This is a genomic window from Melghiribacillus thermohalophilus (assembly GCF_004342905.1).
GTDB lineage: Bacteria > Bacillota > Bacilli > Bacillales > Alkalibacillaceae > Melghiribacillus > Melghiribacillus thermohalophilus.
The window spans coordinates 1-14,344 of sequence record NZ_SMAN01000037.1; the positions used below are offsets into that span (position 1 = coordinate 1).

Consider the following 14,344-nt stretch of genomic DNA (forward strand, 5'->3'; position numbering starts at 1 on the left):
TCCTTTCTATTGGTTTTGGTTTGGGTTACTATTAACAATAGAGGAAGATTCTGCATTTTTCAATTTTCAGCACACTTCATTGGGGAGAGCCATAAAACGAGAAAGAATCCAATGAATAGAAATGAAATAAAACCACGTTGCATTCTATATGTTTTCTTCATATAATCCACATCCTACTATCGTGGTTCCGCCCCTTGTCAGGGGCGGTCACAGGAATAAAAGCGTATTTATTGATAGGAAGGGAACTTACTGTCCTTCGTTCTTTATTTTGGTTGAACAATGTCTACATCATTTGCTTTGACAGAAAGTTCACTCATGAACGTTCCGTAAACACTAGCTGTCGGATTCACAAATGTGATTTTACTGAACTTTTTATACTCTTTTGGAGGTTTAGGCACCTTTACAATAACTTGCTCACCTGCATTAAGATCAGGTGCTACATCTGCCCCTTTGTATTCTGTTCGATCAGTTGCAATTACTGTTTTATACTTAGTGCCTACGACTTTAGGATTCTTTCCGTCCGCATCGTATTCTAGCCAGTCCTCATGTGACATCACTCGTACGTCCTTGTCTTTGAAAAATGCCTCACAGTCAAAGCGATTGAACTCTCGTAGTTTCTTCATCTGAAACTTTCATCCTCTCGATATCTTTTTGAAAGCATTGCGCAATTAACTTTCTAATTCAATTGTAAGGCATCTGATTTTCTATAACTAATGAAGAAAAATGCTATAATGGCTGATATAATAGCGTTATTTATTGTGAGGGGTGAATTTAAATGTGGATATTTACTAAAGAGGAAGAATTAAATTCTGAACAAATAAAAGAATTGAAGAATCAATGGTTCACTATGGAAGAGGCAATTGAGGAATTATCATTTGACGGAAAAAATTATTCAGAATCATCTTTTCGCAGAGATGCAGCTAAAGTTAATACTAATAAAGAGTTTGCCCAAATTGGAAAGCCTATTGTAAAAGAGGAGAAATTGGGAGGTAAAGGGCGACCAAGAAAAGTGTATAATCGCGCATTTGTTGAAGCACTTCGAACATTTGCAATAAGCGATTCTTATAAACAAGTCGAGGAGGAACCTATAGAATTCTTTATAAACAATGAATGGAAAGACATGATTAAAGGTAAATTCCAAAAAACATTGAAAGACTATAAAGTTGAACAAAACTACATCAATATCATTGTTGAAGAACTTTTAAGTATAGTTAATGATGATATTATACAAAAATGCAATGCCTTAGTTGGACAAAATAAATTATTAGTACATCAAAATAAAAAATTAGAAGATACCAAAGAATATTATATTGCTTTACACCGAGGTGTTGAAGAGAACGCAAATGTATTAAATAATATTGCCAATCATATAAAAAACGATATTTCCGAATCCTCGTCAGCGTTAAGTAGAAAAGAGGTTTATCACTTGGATCAAACACTTAAAGTAAATAACAAGTTAGACGAGATACTGAAATTATTGCAGGGAACTAATAAGCGATAGGTTTTAAAATAGATATCTTTATTAATTTTCCTTTTCAGCTCCCCTAATTATAATCTTCTAATTCGTCTAATATGCAGAGACGAATTATCGATTATGTAAAGGGTCTGCGTTCTTCGGATGTTATGGGTCAGTCAAGTAGGATAAGGGTGCGTAAGAAAGCAATTAACGCTTTTTAACGCACCCTAATTCATTGGGCTTCCCCAAAACATATACGAATCACTTGATAGCTTTGCTACTTACGCCACTTGACATTAATCGATGCGAAGATTCTTTCTGTGGTGACCAAAAAGGTCAAAAAATAATAGAGAGGTTGATCTAGATGGAAACCATTATAGAGATTGTACGCATTGAACAAGTAGTTCGAGAGGCAGAAGAAGGAGTTAATTACATTATTCGTAATCCAGAAGATGGAGCAAAGATAGCGTCTCGATTTATTGGTCATGATGATCGTGAAGTGTTTTTTGTTATGTGTTTAAATACGAAAAATAATGTAAGCGCAGTTCATCGTTGTCATGTTGGTTCATTGAATGCCTCACTCGTTCATCCGCGCGAGGTGTTTAAATCAGCAATACTTAATAACGCCGCAAGCGTGATTTTAGCCCATCAACATCCGAGTGGTGATATTACACCATCGATGGAAGATATTAACGTTACAAAAAGATTAGTCGAAGCTGGAAAGTTACTAGGCATCGAAGTGCTCGATCACTTAGTAGTAAACAGTGATAACAGTTTTACTAGCCTGAAAGAAAGAGGCTATATTTAAAAGGGAGAAACAACTCCCTTTTTTCTTCATGATATATTTGTAGTTGTTATTTGATAAATTAGGCAGTATGATTGTTAGTATGAAGATTCCAAATGATCTTTTTTCCAGCAAAAGGGCCCGTTTGTTTAAAAGGGAGGGAGTAATGTGGTCGTAAGTAAGATCGAATATTACGAAAAGGAATCAGTGTATTTTAATCCATTCGAACATTTTTCGAAGCGTATTATGGAAATGGCAAATAAATCGGAATATGGAACAAAGATAGCATCTAAGTGGAGCCAAGTTGTCAACCAGTTTTTAATCGATGAGATTTATCCAGCAGTTCATCCAATTGGGCAAGAGACGTTTTCCTTATATAAAGAATTTCCAACAGGGGTGTTTGAATACGCTTTATATATAGATGGAGCAACCTCACTTATTAAAGAAAATAGTATTACTCCTGTAATCTATGAGCCATCCAAAATTATAGCATCAGTTGATGAAGGTAATATAAATAAAGATACAAGTAATATAAAAACTAATCATAAAAATCCTGTAATGGTACTTCAAAGTCAGTACCTAACCGAGAACAAGCCACATTGTATCAATGGGAATCATAGAATATTTGAGGCATATCGCCAAAACAAGGAACAAATTGAAGTATATGTATTTAAAGAACTTGAATTCATTCCTTTCTTCTATGATGTTTGGAGTAAAGCTATGTATTTTTTAGAAATCGATTATAATAACGTAATCAACAACGAAAGAAATCACCTAAAAGAAAACAATGATGCCTTTGCATTTAATTTTAATTAATAAATAATATTGATAAACCTATATCCCCCAGGGTTTATCTGTTTGAGTTAAGGAGCCATATAAGATGATTAGTCCAATTTAAAAACCCTCATTTTTATACGCAAAAAAGTTTAATTTGGGGGATATTAATATGAATAAAAACTTTTCATTATTACTAACAGGACAGTCACTTGCAAATATTGGTGATGTCCTCTATATGGTAGGTATTATCAGTGCGATTTTTGGTTTAACAGGATCTGCTACAGCAGCGTCTTTTGTACCATTTACTATAACAACATCAATGTTTGTGTCCAATCTATTAACACCTTTATTGATTGAAAGAGTGAACTTGAAATGGTTATTGGCAGGTTCACAATTAGGAAAAACAATCCTGATTGTTGTATTAGGGTTATTATTAACTGGATTGTCGGAAACAAACTATTATTTTATATTCCTTATAATATCTGGTGTTGCATTGCTCGACGGATGCGCTAAACCAATAATGCATTCAATGATACCGCAATATGTGAATTCAGATAAGCTAGTACAAGCAAATGGAATAGCTGAAACCGTATTCCAAACTATCCAAACAGTTATGTGGTTTGTAGGGAGTTTGTTTTTGGTACTGACGAGTCCCCAACAAATTGTTTGGATCGTTACTATTCTATTTGTAATATCAAGTGTTTTGTTATGTTTCCTTGAAAGTGTTGACCAACAGGAAGAAGAAGCACAAAAAGGCAAATTGGATCAGATTAAAAAGGGTTGGAACGACTTATTATCTACCCCTGTGTTACGAAAAATAGCGGTAATGGAGATATTAGAAACCATAGCCGGAACCGTTTGGATTGCTGCTATTTTATATGTGTTTGTTAATGAGGCACTACAAGTTGGCGAAGAATGGTGGGGTTTTATTAACGGCTCCTTCTTTTTAGGGTTAATAGTCGGAAGTATATATTGTATAAAGTATTCTGCTGTGGTGGAAAAAAATCTAAGTAAACTAATTTTAATTAGTTCCTTATTTAGTTTTGTGATGACAATTCTGTTCGGCGTAACTAGCGTTCCAATTATAGCTTTACTACTTTCCCTTGGAATTGGAATATCTGAACAAATAAGGGCAATTCCTTTGCAAACAATAATCCAGACAAGTATTCCAAAGAAAAAATTAACTACAGTTTATACATCCTTAGGAGCTCTATCAACAGGTGTATTCGGAGTGGCATCTCTTGTAATGGGAATATTGGCTGACTTGGTAGGAGTTAGAAGTGTTTTTCTGGTTTCAGGAGTGTTGCTTGCTATCGTTACCGTGATTGTATATAGAGATAAACATTTGTTTGTTCGAAATATAGTGGAGTAAAACGTAATAGTGTGGGTTTCAGGATTATTGTAAGCCCACACTATCACTTTTATAAAAAATGAATATCTGCAATTATGGTGCGGTTTAAGAGAATAAAGGTTATGCCTCAATCAGGCGATATTGTAGGACAAACAACGCCCAGAATTCTGGAAGGCAAGTAAGTAGTGTATTCAACTAACATCTATCATGCTGGTGCAAATTGGTTCAAGTAATGTCAATTTCAATCCTTTTCCATACATTTTTATCCATATAACAACTCCAAAAACGTTGATATAAATGGATTGTAATGTATTCAATATACTCAGAATATATCTGTATATTTCTCAAAACGTTAATCAGTCTGGACAATGCTTCAAACCCTCTTTGCCGTACAGTGGCAAAGAGGGTTTTTCTTTTTTCGTGAAGCAGGAGTAGTGTAGTTCCCCCGCTGAATCGTATTCATTCTCTGCTGAAATAGGAAATCGTCCAAAAACAACGAGGTGAATCGTCCACCACCTGTTTTCATAAGGGGTGCGATTCATAGTGATTATACAGACAATGAAGGAATAGATGGTAAGCCAGCTGCAAGAGACTGGCATTCATGAACGGTTATTCCTCCTCTTTTTGTTCCAGAACCTGTCTCTTTAACGAATCCAGGTTATCCCGAAATTGTTCAATTTCTTCCTCTGTTAACGTCTGATCCCCGTAACGCACTTTTTGGTATATACTTACACTTTCGGGGGAAAAGCCGATTCGCGCAAACCATTCTTCAATGGTTTCTGAAAGTCTGCGGCCCAGACCGTGTTTTTGAGTAAACTGTTCAAATTCATAAAACCATTTCCGAACAGGATGATCGGGCTTTTGTCGAAATCGATTGCGGAATAACCCTTTCTGATGATGCCTGTTCTGTCCTTCTTTTGGGGTGAAACGCTGTAAAACCGAATGGGATTGTTCCGGAGAAGACATATAAACGGACATGCGTTTTCTATAAAAATAAACGAAAACGCCAATAATGGCCATCACCATAAGAATCACCCCGGCTATTTGCAAGTAATCGATGATTTGCCAGGACGCTTCCCCCTGATCGATCGAACCGGGGTTTTCTAATACAGGGTCTCCAGGTTCCTCATATTGAATATTCAAATCCGTGCTGGAGGAAGAAGGTTCCTTTTGATAATCATCCAGTCCGAGAAGCGCATACAACTGCTCAGCGAGCCATCCTGCCGTCATGAGAAAGAACCCGACGAGAATCGATACACCTTTTTTGACCGGATCAAAAAGAACATAAGTAAGAACGCTGAAAACCACAAATACACCTGTCAAAAGCAGGGGAATTTTGCTCAGATGCAGCTCTTTTTCAGGATCGGCTCTGTAAATCATCGTAAGGTGTTTAAGCATATATCCAAAAATGATTAAAGCAAATTGAATGGTACCGAGCAAAATCAGAAGGCTCTGCCCGGTAAACATATATTCGATCACTGCTACTGTCATCGTTAGGGAAAGCAGTCCTCTTTCATTCTCCAGATCTCCATGCATCATGTGAACAACCCACCGCCAGCCAATAAAACCGGAAGTAGCCAGAGACAGCAGGAGTGGATACTGAAGAATGAACAACAGAAACAGTCCGAGGAAAATGGCTGATGCCATGACAGGCATGTACGTTCTGATTTTTTCCGCAAATAAAAAGAAAAGGGATGAAGCGGTAAACACTGTCAAATAACTCCAAAACGGACCGGTTTCTTCTGATGGCAGATAGAAGGGAATGATGAAAAGGTATAGAAAAATACCTTCCCCAATAAATTGATAGATCCGGCTGATGGTGAGATTAACGTTGAGCATACCGATCGCCTTCCTTCAGGGATTCCGTCAGTACAGGGCCGTTTTCGGTTTCCTGCAGGACGAGTATTCCCATTCCGTTTTGCTGCCATTTACGCAAAAAGGTTACATCTTCGTCGTCTACCTTGCCCAGCACCACAATCCTTTTCGGGTGGTTTAGCGTTTGATCGATTTTGTGCAGAAGACTGGAAAAGGGCATGAGCATGGCGGATGGCTTCAGTCTCGCCAGAAGATCGAGAGACTTTCGTAAATGACTTTTTCCCTGTCCTTCATGTAAATAATAAAAATAAGGAGCCTCACCTATTTTTCTAGCGTTAATCATCAGCTCAAAAGGCTGATTTTTTTCGGTTAATGTATGACAGATATATGTAGCATAAGACAGCAGTTTTTCCAGCTCTGATGTGACGTAGGCATTTCCGAGGCGGCTTTTGCTGCTGATGTTAATCAAAATGGACCAGCTGTGATGCCAGGTTCGTTCGTATACTTTCGTTTGCAGGGTCTGTTTTTTGGCTGATGCTTTCCAGTGGATGCGGTGAAAAGGATCTGACTGGACATAGTCCCTCGTGCCGGAGGGATTTAATACATTTTCAAACGGTGAGTAAGGTGTTCTTTCTTCCCCGGGTGTCAAATATAATTGCTCCTTTAAGCCTGTTACAGGAATAGGTTCCGGGTAAACGATGATTTCCGTTTGAAACAGACGGTTATACGTTAAGCTGATGGACCGGGCATTTAATGGATGGGGAAAGTCGTATCGAATGTTGGTAAACCTGGTAGTCCCCCGTGACTGTGCCTTGATTGGAATAGGCATCTGTACGTTCCCTTTTCGCAATATCGACAGAGGAATATTGTACGTCACATCACCATGGTGTCTGGTCTGTTTTTCAAGGCTGCTCGAAACTTCCTGGCCAATTCTAAAAGATAGGCGGCCATTGATAATCGGAAGGAACGATTCATTATGTAGCGTCAGCTTCACATCTGTTTGCTGGCCGGGAAACAAACGAATAGTCCGTTTTTCGTTCGTGAGCGTGAGACGTACCCCAATTTGTTTATCGTAATAACGGCTGATCAGGACGAAGGCTAGTAACAGGCTGATGATCAGAAACAGAAGCGGGAGCCGTAAAAGGAGGGCCGGAATGACAGCGATTAACAGAAGCACGGAAAAGGCCTGGTATAATGTTTCGTGATCTGGTCCAAATTCCTTTTTCCAGTTCATGCTTCCACTTCCCCGGCTTCTACGGGAACTTCGACCTGACCCAGCACGTCTTCTATGAGGTCTTCCATATTTCTCTGCAGAGAAGCTTCCATTGTCAGAATCAAACGGTGTACAAAAATATAAGGCGCCAGCTCCTTGACATCGGAGGGATTGACATAGGTTCTCCCTTTGATGAATGCCCTGGCCTGACTGGCCCGCATCAAAGCCAGCGCCCCCCTTGTACTGATTCCAAGCTCAATATCGGGATGATGTCGGGTTGCCTCAACCAGACTTAGCAAATAATCCGTTACTGCTTCCGATACATTGATTTGGCGAACTTTCTGCTGGAAGTTCAAAATATTCTCTGCTGTTAAAACAGGTTTTAGTTCCCTAAGCGGCTCCTGCAGGCGATAGGTGGTTAAAATCGACTTTTCCGCTTCCCGATCCGGATAACCCATATGGACTTTAAACAAAAACCGGTCCAGCTGGGCTTCCGGGAGGGGAAAAGTTCCATGGCTGGATTCAATGGGGTTCTGGGTAGCCATCACGAAAAACGGCGGCTCAATCGCGATGGTTTTTCCGTCAATGGTCGTTTGCATTTCTTCCATCACTTCAAGAAGGCTGGACTGGGTTTTCGGGGTAGCCCGGTTGATTTCATCAGCAAGAAGCACATTGGTTTGAACCGGTCCGATTCGCCATTCAAATTCCTGGGTTTTTGGGTTGAAAAACTGAATACCCGTTACATCACTCGGGAGCACATCCGGCGTAAACTGAATTCGGTTAAAATCCCCTTCAATAACTCTGGCAAAACTCTTCGCAAGCTGCGTTTTTCCCGATCCTGGTACACTTTCTAGCAAAACGTGACCTCTGGCCAGCAGTGCGATGAACAGCATGTCGATGATATCGTCCTGACCAATGATGACTCGTTGAATTTCCTGTTTCGCTTCAGATAGTTTTGTTATCGAATCCATGAAAACATGCTCCTTTGTCAATGGTTTGATACCATTCTAACAAGAGCGGACGCAAAATTCATTAGTTTTTCGAAAATATGGAATAAAATGTATAAGAATGACACAACCTTTTTAGTGTAATCATAACATAAAAGAGCCCCTTGTCCCATATAATGGAACGAGCGGATAAAAGGGGAGTAGAATGATGCGCAAAGGATTGTTTGTTGTACTCTGGTTATGTGGATTTTTTATGCTTATTTATTTAATACAGTATCCGATTCAAACCCAACCGGCATGGGAAACCTGGTCTCTTCCATTAACAGGGAAGGTAATCGTGCTTGACCCCGGACATGGCGGTCCGGATGGAGGGGCCGTGAATTCAGACGGGACTGTCCTGGAAAAGGATGTCGCTCTTGAAACCTCTCAGATTTTGCGTGATTTTTTGCAGCAGGCCGGAGCAGTAGTGTTTATGACAAGGGAAACAGACACGGATTTAGCGGACGAGGGCACCAGTGGACTGTCGAAAAGAAAGGCTGAGGATATTCGCCGGAGAGTTGAGTTTATACAGGAAAAAAACCCGGATTTTTTCCTCAGCATTCATTTAAATGCCATCGGTTCATCCCGGTGGAACGGAGCCCAGACCTTTTATTATCCTGCGATGGATGGTAGTGAGCAGCTGGCCAAGCTGATCCAGTCAGAAATACGCCGGAATTTGAACAATACGGAACGGGAAGCCCTTGCCATTCATCAAGTGTTTTTGCTCAAACATGCCAGTAAACCAGGTGCACTGGTGGAAATCGGTTTCTTGTCTAACCCCCATGAAGCAAGACTATTAGAAACGAGAAATTACCAGCGAAAGATGGCTGCTGCGATTTATGAAGGTATTTTGCGCTATGTCACAGAAGGGAAAGGGCCAGACACGAATCATCAGGCCGAGGGACAAAATGAGGATTAATGGACTTGAACGGGCAAGAGCATATTCATTAGAAAAGATGGCAGATATGTTATACTAGTCCTGGTAGGAATCTTAAAAGGACGGTGACTCAATGTGCTGACAAAAGAAAAAGTAACGGAACTGTTAAACAAGATGAAAGACCCATATTTACATAAAACATTTGAGGAAACGGGTGCCATACAAGACATTAAAATCAAGGAAGATAAAAATCATGTAAGTATAAAATTGGGGATTGGAAACCCTAATTCTGCTGAACAGATGCAGCTTCAGCAGGAAATCGTCAATAAACTGAAGCAGGCCGGTGCAGCTACAGTTGGGCTGCGTTTCACCAAACTGTCCGATGAGGTCATGAAAAAATTTGAGGCAGCTGCGAAGAAAAAGCAGGAAGCAGAACTGCTTGGGACAGCAGATACGAAATTTATTGCTGTAGCGAGCGGAAAAGGCGGAGTCGGAAAATCTACCGTAACGGTAAACCTGGCAGTAGCTCTTGCCCGTCTCGGCAAAAAAGTGGGCATAGTGGATGCAGATATTTATGGTTTTAGTGTACCGGATATGATGGGTATTGAACATCGCCCCCAGGTAAGAGGTGAAAAAATTATTCCTGTGGAACGCTTTGGGGTAAAGGTAATTTCCATGGGGTTTTTTGTAGAAGACAATTCGCCTGTCATCTGGCGTGGACCAATGCTGGGAAAAATGCTTACAAACTTCTTTAAAGAAGTGGAATGGGGAGATCTGGATTATTTATTGCTGGACCTTCCGCCGGGAACGGGAGATGTAGCACTGGATGTTCATTCTATGCTGCCATCCAGTAAAGAAATTATTGTAACCACCCCGCATCCGACCGCAGCATTTGTGGCAGCCCGGGCTGGTCAGATGGCTTTGCAGACGGAACATGAAATTCTTGGCGTTATTGAAAATATGGCGTATTTTGAAAGCCGGGTTACCGGTCAAAAAGAATACGTATTTGGCCGCGGCGGGGGAGATAAGCTTGCTGAAGTATTAAAAACAGAGGTACTTGGCCGTCTGCCCCTCCAGCAGCCCTATGAAGAGGAAGATGTATTTGCCCCCGGTGTTTACCAGGAGGACCACCCGACAGGAAAAATCTTTTTATCCATTGCTAACAAAATTACGAAAAAATATTAAGGATTAAAAGGCTGTTTCCTTTACGGGAGACAGCCTTTTGTCATCAGATGGAAGAAGGGCTGGGCTTTATCTTTATTCATTTTAAGAACCACCATCACCGCCTCCTTCTTGACCCTGCTGTTCCTGCTGTTGCTGCTGATTCTGGCCCTGTTGCTGTCCTCCCTGTTGCTGCTGTTGTCCCTGCATTTCCTGAGCGGCCTGTAGCAGTGCTTTTGTCATCTCTGCTTTGAATAGAGGACTGTTTAACGTTTCCTGGATGGTTTTTTCCAGGTGAGAACGAAATTCCTGGCTCTGAAGAATTTCCAGCATTTGATCGGTCATCTGCGGGTCCTGAAGAATATCAAGCATCATTTTCTGATACTCGGCATCTTTCATCAGGCCTTTCAGCAATTCTTTCTCCTGTTCCTGAACCGCTTTTGTATAGCTTTCTACAAAATCTGGGTCTTTAAATAATTCCGTCCAGAATTGTTTTCCCTGGTCTGAGGTTAGAGTTGTCTGAATAGCATTCTGAACTTCACTGGACTCGATGGTTAATTGTTGCTGCATTTCTTCATCGGACATAATTTCCGTAAGGGCTTTTTTCCCTTCATCGGTTTTTATAATATCAACGACCATTTTTTTCGTGGTCTCATATTCGGCATTTTCACCCTGTGAGGCCTGATTGCCTCCACATCCACTTATGATTAAAAAAATAATGGTAAACCCTAACAACCATATCTTTTGCATATCGAACTCCCCTTTATAAGGCGTCTATTTGTTAATATGGAGTGACAGGGAAAAAATATGTCTGGTTAGTTAAGGAAAAAAGCCTGTAATCATGGTAAAATACCAGAGGACAGCCAATGAATTTAGGAGGATGCAAGGTGACTACTAAAAAATGGGTGAGACTGTTCTTTACGACACTGTTTATCGGAGGTTTCGTCACGGCCGTTGTCAGTTTTTTTGTAAAACCGGAATCATATACAGCTTATTTAGATCCCTTTAATATGTGGGAGATTTTTGGAGCTATCATATGGTTTATGGCAATGGGATTTACATTTAGTGTTATCAGCCAGATGGGCTTTTTTGCTTATTTAATGTTGAATCAATTAGGATTAGCCATGTTTCGGAGTATGTGGAACCCCATCCAGGTATTTTTAATTCTATTTACACTGTTTGACCTTGTATATTTCCGGTATATCGGGGCAGAAGGGAACGTATCCCTCTTCCCTTATGTGATCACAGCACTCGTTATTTTCGTCTATGGACTTGCTGTATCCTATGTGAAGGCCAAAGAAACCAGTCAAAAGGCGTTTGTCCCGGCATTGTTTTTTATGGTCGTTATCACGGTGATTGAGTGGGTTCCGGGGTTACGCACGAATGATCCGGATTGGATTTTGCTTATGATTGCAGCACTTTTAGCTAGCAATACGTATCAATTGCTGATTTTGCACCGTCTTGTAAAAACGGATGAAGATCAAGCTGAAACGGCAAAACAATCGTAAGAACATGCGGGGATTAGACGGTTAGGGAAGAAACTCCCCCACTCCCGGGGGAGTTTTTTCCATTCTGTACTGGGATACCAGAAAATCCAGTTTATTATTTAACGGGTTCGCTTTCGGCTTTTCCGCTGGAGACCAGTTCAGAAATGGTAACAAACTCCAGCCCTTTTTTCTTAAGTGCCGGAAGTATTTTTGTCAGAGCCTTGTCCGTTTGTTTAACAGCATCCGATGCGTGCATCAAAATGATGTCTCCGCCTGATGTTTCCTCCAGAACGCGCTTTACGATTTTCTCCGTTCCAGGGTTTTTCCAGTCTTCTGGATGGATGCTCCAGTGTACAACCTTATAACCCATATTTTCTGCAGCTTTTAACACTTCTTCATTAAAATGACCGCTCGGAGGCCTCAGCCACTGGGTATTGTATCCTAACTTGCTGAACGTATTCCGCGCATTTTGCAAATCTTTTCGGACTTCACTCAACTCCTGCTTTACATAACTTTTATATTCATATCCAAGTGATCCGATTTCATGGTTTCCTTCATTTATCTCCTCAAGAATGTCCGGGTGACGTACAGCCCATTCACCGCTGACAAAAAAAGTAGCCTGTACATCATTTTTCTTTAACACATCCAGAATGTCATAAATCTTTTCCTGTCCCCAGCTGATATTAAAGGTTAAGGCCAGTTGTTTTTCTGATTTGCTGTTTTTTAATAATGCACCCGGATCGTCCCTTGAAGAAAAAACCGAAAATGAACTTTTGGTTTCAACCCAGATAAAAATAGCTGTAAAAAGCGCAAGTACAATAATCATGAACCACTTTTTCCATTGCTTGAATTTGAAAACAAAGAATACATTCAACAGTATTCCCTCCCTGACATTCGTTATTATATGACTATGTACAGGCACAGAAGGATATGAGAATGAAGGTATATATAAGGGGATTTTCTGGTTTTGTGAAGGTAACCTGTCAAAGTAGAAATTTTCCTTAATAGCGTCGGCAAAGTTCATTGTTCAGCCATCAAACACTTCCTCCGTTCTCCTTAATAAAAAATGGCGAATTAGGAAAAAATGAAAAACAAATCTGTTACAAGGAGAATAAAGGATGCACGGCATGATTTTAAACGATATAGAGAAAAAAGAACTTGAATATTTGCTGAAACGAGAAATGGATGAACTCATTCATGACTTAAATAACCGCTATCTGGAACATATCGTAAAGCGCTCTATACAGGAACGGTATGAAATTTTGTTTCAATTATTTAAACGGTTTGCGTCAAATGACGATTGTATCCGTTACCTTCCATCCCGCTATTTCCCCATGTCCTCAAGAAGGAAATAGTCAAACCGGGATAAATGTGGTATGATTGCGTTTGGAAATTTCTTAAATAGGAGTGTAAAAGGAATTGGGTTCCATAAAGGCAGTCATATTTGATTTAGATGGTGTGATAACAGATACGGCAGAATATCATTTTTTAGCCTGGAAAAAGCTTGCGGATGATCTGGATGTACCTTTTGACCGTGAATTTAATGAAAAACTGAAAGGAATTGGCCGGATGGAATCTCTGGAGCTGATTCTTGAAAAATCAGGGAAAACGTTTTCGGTTGAAGAAAAGGAAAGGCTTGCATCACGTAAAAATGAGCATTACCGAACCCTTATTCAGAGGATTACTCCGGATGATTTATTGCCCGGCATTCGAGGTTTTATAAAAGAAATCAAGAAAGAGGGGATAGTTACAGGGCTTGCTTCAGCGAGCAAAAATGCCCCCTTTGTCATCAAGCGGCTCAAGATTGAGGATCTGCTAGACACAGTTGTCGATGCCACTAAGGTAGAAAAAGGAAAACCGGATCCAGAAATCTTTTTAACAGCGACAAAGCAGTTGGGAGTTGAGCCGGCGAAATGTGTCGGTGTGGAGGATGCAAAAGCGGGCGTCCAGGCGATTAAACGTGCAGGAATGTTCGCTGTCGGCATTGGGGATCAGAATACCCTTTCAGAGGCGGACTGGATTGTATCTGCACCAGCGGAACTTTCATTACATGAGTTATATCAGCGGTATCAAAATTCCAATTGAGATGCCCATTCATGCGAAATTCGTTATTCAATTTGTTTACTCAAGCCTCCCCTTAATGTTAGATAGGGGGGTTTTAATTATTTTCAAAAAGGGTTATTTTACTAGTTGATAAGAAAAAAAGATTATGCTATATTACATCTTGTGCCACAAAGTCATAAAAAGCTTAAATAAGTGTGACAGGATATTTTTTTGAAAAAAATGTTGACTTTGATTTGGTGTATGATATAATATACTTCGTCGCTGCGAAAGCGACGTTATTCGAACCTTGAAAACTGAACAAAACAACTTGTAACGCCAGAAGCGAGAATCAAATGATTCAAACGATTTTTTGGAGAGTTTGATCCTGGCTCAG

At 40.1% G+C, this 14,344-nt stretch carries 15 protein-coding genes; 9 read left to right on the forward strand and 6 right to left on the reverse strand.

Translation table 11 applies throughout. The features are described from left to right. Positions 1-263: 263 nt before the first annotated feature. Positions 264-623, reverse strand: a complete 360-nt coding sequence (locus EDD68_RS14890) for a hypothetical protein (RefSeq protein WP_101728783.1) — start codon at positions 621-623, stop codon at positions 264-266. Between the two features lie 152 nt (positions 624-775). On the opposite strand from EDD68_RS14890, the gene EDD68_RS14895 reads away from it, so the two are divergent. The 4 genes from EDD68_RS14895 (at position 776) to EDD68_RS14910 (ending at position 4,389) form a co-directional block, all read left to right on the forward strand. Next, the gene (locus EDD68_RS14895; RefSeq protein WP_101728784.1) at positions 776-1,501 is read left to right on the forward strand and encodes a hypothetical protein; all 726 of its coding nucleotides are present in this window, start codon (positions 776-778) and stop codon (positions 1,499-1,501) included. 319 nt (positions 1,502-1,820) lie between these two features. Next, entirely contained in the window at positions 1,821-2,264 is a 444-nt protein-coding gene (locus EDD68_RS14900; RefSeq protein ID WP_165902212.1) for a JAB domain-containing protein, read from the forward strand. A 144-nt stretch (positions 2,265-2,408) separates the two neighbouring features. Continuing rightward, positions 2,409-3,056, forward strand: a complete 648-nt coding sequence (locus tag EDD68_RS14905) for a hypothetical protein (protein WP_132373251.1) — start codon at positions 2,409-2,411, stop codon at positions 3,054-3,056. Between the two features lie 124 nt (positions 3,057-3,180). Continuing rightward, positions 3,181-4,389, forward strand: a complete 1,209-nt coding sequence (locus EDD68_RS14910; protein WP_061569309.1) for an MFS transporter — start codon at positions 3,181-3,183, stop codon at positions 4,387-4,389. 588 nt (positions 4,390-4,977) lie between these two features. On the opposite strand, the gene EDD68_RS14915 is transcribed toward EDD68_RS14910, so the two are convergent. From EDD68_RS14915 to EDD68_RS14925, 3 genes are read right to left on the reverse strand one after another with little or no spacing between them, the layout of a single operon-like run. After that, positions 4,978-6,207, reverse strand: coding sequence for a DUF4129 domain-containing protein (locus tag EDD68_RS14915; RefSeq protein WP_132373253.1), 1,230 nt, complete (start codon positions 6,205-6,207; stop codon positions 4,978-4,980). After that, the gene (locus EDD68_RS14920) at positions 6,194-7,417 is read right to left on the reverse strand and encodes a DUF58 domain-containing protein (protein ID WP_132373255.1); all 1,224 of its coding nucleotides are present in this window, start codon (positions 7,415-7,417) and stop codon (positions 6,194-6,196) included. Before EDD68_RS14920 ends, EDD68_RS14915 begins: the two co-directional genes overlap by 14 nt. Then, a complete protein-coding gene (locus EDD68_RS14925; protein ID WP_132373257.1) occupies positions 7,414-8,367 on the reverse strand; it encodes an AAA family ATPase in 954 nt (317 codons plus the stop codon). The genes EDD68_RS14920 and EDD68_RS14925 overlap by 4 nt, the downstream gene beginning before the upstream one ends. A gap of 184 nt (positions 8,368-8,551) precedes the next feature. Here EDD68_RS14925 and cwlD point away from each other — a divergent pair, with 184 nt between their 5' ends. After that, complete coding sequence (cwlD, locus tag EDD68_RS14930; protein ID WP_132373259.1) at positions 8,552-9,301, forward strand: N-acetylmuramoyl-L-alanine amidase CwlD; 750 nt, start codon at positions 8,552-8,554, stop codon at positions 9,299-9,301. 93 nt (positions 9,302-9,394) lie between these two features. After that, a complete protein-coding gene (locus EDD68_RS14935; protein WP_132373261.1) occupies positions 9,395-10,444 on the forward strand; it encodes an Mrp/NBP35 family ATP-binding protein in 1,050 nt (349 codons plus the stop codon). Positions 10,445-10,525: 81 nt separating this feature from the next. Here EDD68_RS14935 and gerD read toward each other — a convergent pair whose 3' ends face one another. Next, positions 10,526-11,170: a spore germination lipoprotein GerD gene (gene gerD / locus EDD68_RS14940; RefSeq protein WP_132373263.1), complete on the reverse strand. Its 645-nt coding sequence runs from the start codon at positions 11,168-11,170 to the stop codon at positions 10,526-10,528. Positions 11,171-11,307: 137 nt separating this feature from the next. Here gerD and EDD68_RS14945 point away from each other — a divergent pair, with 137 nt between their 5' ends. Continuing rightward, positions 11,308-11,928, forward strand: coding sequence for a KinB-signaling pathway activation protein (locus tag EDD68_RS14945; RefSeq protein ID WP_132373265.1), 621 nt, complete (start codon positions 11,308-11,310; stop codon positions 11,926-11,928). A gap of 94 nt (positions 11,929-12,022) precedes the next feature. On the opposite strand, the gene pdaB is transcribed toward EDD68_RS14945, so the two are convergent. Beyond that, entirely contained in the window at positions 12,023-12,781 is a 759-nt protein-coding gene (pdaB, locus tag EDD68_RS14950) for a polysaccharide deacetylase family sporulation protein PdaB (RefSeq protein ID WP_132373267.1), read from the reverse strand. A gap of 244 nt (positions 12,782-13,025) precedes the next feature. Here pdaB and EDD68_RS14955 point away from each other — a divergent pair, with 244 nt between their 5' ends. After that, complete coding sequence (locus tag EDD68_RS14955; protein ID WP_132373269.1) at positions 13,026-13,262, forward strand: hypothetical protein; 237 nt, start codon at positions 13,026-13,028, stop codon at positions 13,260-13,262. Between the two features lie 64 nt (positions 13,263-13,326). Further along, positions 13,327-13,992, forward strand: a complete 666-nt coding sequence (pgmB, locus tag EDD68_RS14960) for a beta-phosphoglucomutase (RefSeq protein WP_132373271.1) — start codon at positions 13,327-13,329, stop codon at positions 13,990-13,992. The last annotated feature ends 352 nt before the right edge of the window (positions 13,993-14,344 follow it).